This window comes from Parvibaculum sp. (assembly GCF_049672805.1).
Lineage (GTDB): Bacteria > Pseudomonadota > Alphaproteobacteria > Parvibaculales > Parvibaculaceae > Parvibaculum.
Genome location: NZ_JBATWS010000113.1, coordinates 1 through 3,430 on the forward strand (window position 1 = coordinate 1; position 3,430 = coordinate 3,430).

Annotated in this window: 4 protein-coding genes and 1 tRNA gene; 2 read left to right on the forward strand and 3 right to left on the reverse strand. The window is 59.4% G+C overall.

The features are described 5' to 3' along the window. Positions 1 to 267 (reverse strand): hypothetical protein (locus WBF74_RS03550; protein ID WP_424435261.1); only part of this gene is annotated, 267 nt, incomplete at its 3' end. A gap of 195 nt (positions 268 to 462) precedes the next feature. On the opposite strand from WBF74_RS03550, the gene WBF74_RS03555 reads away from it, so the two are divergent. Beyond that, positions 463 to 552, forward strand: a tRNA-Ser gene (locus tag WBF74_RS03555). A gap of 197 nt (positions 553 to 749) precedes the next feature. Here the strand turns inward: WBF74_RS03555 and WBF74_RS03560 are convergent. Together WBF74_RS03560 and WBF74_RS03565 are read right to left on the reverse strand one after the other, a co-directional pair. Continuing rightward, positions 750 to 1,292: a TadE/TadG family type IV pilus assembly protein gene (locus tag WBF74_RS03560; protein ID WP_424435263.1), complete on the reverse strand. Its 543-nt coding sequence runs from the start codon at positions 1,290 to 1,292 to the stop codon at positions 750 to 752. Positions 1,293 to 1,315: 23 nt separating this feature from the next. After that, positions 1,316 to 1,882, reverse strand: coding sequence for a TadE/TadG family type IV pilus assembly protein (locus tag WBF74_RS03565; RefSeq protein WP_424435266.1), 567 nt, complete (start codon positions 1,880 to 1,882; stop codon positions 1,316 to 1,318). Positions 1,883 to 2,075: 193 nt separating this feature from the next. Here WBF74_RS03565 and WBF74_RS03570 point away from each other — a divergent pair, with 193 nt between their 5' ends. Beyond that, positions 2,076 to 3,395, forward strand: a complete 1,320-nt coding sequence (locus WBF74_RS03570) for a vWA domain-containing protein (RefSeq protein WP_424435269.1) — start codon at positions 2,076 to 2,078, stop codon at positions 3,393 to 3,395. Positions 3,396 to 3,430 lie beyond the last annotated feature (35 nt).

Sequence of the window (3,430 nt, forward strand, 5' to 3'; positions counted from 1 at the left end):
TCCCGCAATCACGATGCCGATGATACCGAGCACGCCCCAGGCCGGGAACGCCAGCACGGACGCGACCGGCCCCTGCGCCGCTTCCGGCGCGCCTTCGGCCGCCCAGCCGGAGAAGGCATCACGGCTACCTTCATGCAGAATCCCCCAGAGGTCGTTGAAAGACCGCATGGTGACTTCCCGCGCTTCCAGAGACAGCAGGGCATCCGAGCCCAGCGCCATCAGCGCGACGATGATGAAAAGAAGTCCGATCAGCCTGAACACGATCATGACTAGAGCCCCCCAGCCCACATATTGAACATCGAAATCACTCAAGAGCCGAACGGTAGCCGGATCGACTGTGCCAAACAAGCACACTTCGCCGAAGGTTTCGTAAAATCAAAGGCCTGCAGGGCGCCTTCCTTATTGATTCAGCCCTTTTGTTGCGTATAGTGCCGCCACTTCGCCCGCCGCGCCGGGTGACCCGGAGGGGTGGCCGAGTGGCTGAAGGCGCACGCTTGGAAAGCGTGTATACGGGAAACCGTATCGAGGGTTCGAATCCCTCTCCCTCCGCCAAACATTTTCCTTATGAAAATCAAGGACTTACTCGGCAAGACCCCGGCGCTGGCCGGTCCCGGGCGGGCTTTGCCCCGGCCATGCCCCGATCCATACGGGTTCGGAGGGGAAGCGGGGGCGCGGCGAATACAGGGGCTGCTGCATCTTTGCTACAGCCCGGCCGCAAACATGGTTAATCGCCGGAGGCCGTCCTGAAATCAGTTCGTTCGGGGGATGGAGTTTGCCCGACGCGGCTTCAGATAGGACACTTCCTTGAAGTTGATCGACTTCGTGACCGCACTGCTGATGGGCGAGGTGTAGGTGTAGAACACTTCCGCCACGATCACGCTGGTGCCGGGCGTTGTGAGGCCGGCCGGCAGGTCGAAATTCGAGCCGACAGAGCGGGGAGCAATCTTGTGGCCGTCGCTCCAGGCAACCTTGTTCACGCCTGCGGCATTTGCCACAACACTGGTGATACGGATGGAAAGCCCGTCCGTGCTGAAGGGCTTCATGATCGCGGAGCTAGCCGCGAAAACATCATTCATCTCGCCATTGCTGATCGAGGCGGCCTGCGCGACGAGGTCTGCCGCCGTATAGGCAACCGATGTCGTACGCCGATCTGCCGTCAGCATCTGCGTGATCTCGAAGGCGCCGAAATAAAGCACCAGCATCAGCGGAAAGATGAGCGCGAACTCGACAGCGCCAAGCCCGTGCGTATCGGCGAGGAAGTGCCGGAGGGAACGGCGCGCAAAATGTTTCATGGGAAAGATCATCGCGCGCCCCGTCAGTTGACTGGCAACATGGAGCCGAAGGGTTCATTGCGGAAAGCAGCGCTCGCTGCGATCAGCCGTCCTCCCCCTTCAAGATTGGAAAGGCCGATAAAGGAAGGCGTCATCACTCCCCAGGAGAAATAGGCCCGCACAAGCACGATCTCGCCCGCAGCTCCCGGCTGGAACACGGTGTTCGTGACGAGCTTGCCATCCTTGTCCACAAGTGCGGGCGGCTGCACATTGCCGAAATTGCTGTACTTGCGCACATCGACATGCAGCTTGCTCTTGCAGTTGCTGATCAGCACCATTTCCTTGCAGATCAGATCCTTGAACTCGCCTTCCGTCATCCCGCTGGACTGCGCCTGCCCTGTGCGGATCAGGCGGCCCGCATCGGCAACCACATTGTCGAGATTGGCTGTGCTGAAATAGATCACGCTGTTTTCGATCAGCGCGAAGAGAAGTGCGAAAAAGGGGATGGCGAGGAGGCCGAACTCAACGGCAACGCTCCCGCCTTGCGAGCGCCGGAAGCAGCGCACATGACCGCGCGGTCTGTAAAGCCGATTGAGAGGAAATGCAGGCATCCTTGCCCTCGCGCTGAAAAGCCACCATGGCGCAGCCTTTAGATAACGCGCGGGCAGTTACCAAATGGTAAGGGCCGTTTCGGGCCGGTTACGGATTCACGGCTTCTTAACGGCGAAAAACCTAAAATCCGCTGGTGCATAAACGGTCCTTCGCTGCCAGGGCGCGGAAGGGCATGCAAGGTGGTTTCGGCTCATGTGGTGCTTCAGAAGCCTTTTCGGTCGGTTTTTCTCCGATCAGCGCGGCAATTTCGCGATCATGTTCGCACTGGCTGCGCTTCCCATCATGGTTGCAGCGGGCGCGGCGGTTGATATTTCGCGCGCCTATGCGGTCGAGAACCGCTTGAAAGCCGCGCTTGATGCGGCGGCCCTTGCCGTGGGCGGAGCCACCAACCAGACGAACCAGCAGCTTCAGGTGATCGCGCAGAATTATTTCGACGCGAACTACCCCGCTGACAAGCTCGGGGTTCCGGGCACTGTCACCGTCTCGCAGAACGGCAATGTGGTTTCGCTCAGCGTGAAGGCCGATATGCCGACCACGCTAATGGGCCTTGCAGGTATCAAGACGCTCGACATCGCGGCCACATCGCAGGTGACCCGCATGGGCAAGAAGATCGAGGTCATCCTCGTTCTCGACAATACGGGCTCGATGGATACGGGCGGGCGCATGACCGTTCTGAAAGAGGCCGCGAAGGATCTCATCACCACTGTCTCTGCGGCCGCGCTCAATCCGGGTGATGTGCGCATTGGCATTGTGCCTTTCACGACCGATGTGAATGTTGGATCGACGAACAAGAATGAAAGCTGGCTCAAATGGACCTGGAGCCATCCGTCGTTCTGCACCACCACGGGCTCGGGCAAGAACAAGAAGACCGAATGTGTGGAGGAGCGCACCGTCGCCAAGAATAGCTGGAGCGGCTGTGTCACGGACCGCGACGAGAATTACGATGTGGCCGTCTCGAACCCCACCGCCAACAATTCGACCAAATATCCGGCGAACGACGACAACCAGTACAACGGCAACTGCAACTTCCCGGCCATCGTGCCGCTCTCGACCGACTGGCAGATGCAGAAGAGCCGGATCGACGCCATGACGTCCGGCGGCGGCACCAACACGACGATCGGCTTTGTCTGGGGCTGGCAGATGCTGACCAATGGCGCAACTCTTTCCAATGCGGCACCTGCTGACCCGAAAGAGCTTGAAAAGGTGATGGTCTATCTGACCGATGGCGACAACACCTATTATCGCGGCGGCATGGGCAACCAGACGAATGCGGCCTGCAATGGCAGCGCCAACTGCCCCCGCGTGGATCAGCGCTCGCAGCTTGTCTGTGACGGCATGCGTGCTGCGGGGATACAGGTCTATACAATCCGCCTCGTTCAGGGGAACGCGACGCTGCTGCGCAATTGCGCGACAGAACCGAGCATGTATTACAGCGTCAATTCCGCGAATGAGCTGAAGGATGTTTTCGCCTCTATCGCCCAGTCACTCTCCAATCTGCGCATCAGCAAATAGACAGAAAGCGCACTTCGGAAACGATAATGCCGCCC

Excerpts from the sequence above, each read along its gene's own strand:
- WBF74_RS03560 (WP_424435263.1), bottom strand. The coding sequence starts at position 1,292 with ATGAAACATTTTGCGCGCCGTTCCCTCCGGCACTTCCTCGCCGATACG.
- WBF74_RS03565 (WP_424435266.1), bottom strand. The coding sequence starts at position 1,882 with ATGCCTGCATTTCCTCTCAATCGGCTTTACAGACCGCGCGGTCATGTG.
- WBF74_RS03570 (WP_424435269.1), top strand. The coding sequence starts at position 2,076 with ATGTGGTGCTTCAGAAGCCTTTTCGGTCGGTTTTTCTCCGATCAGCGC.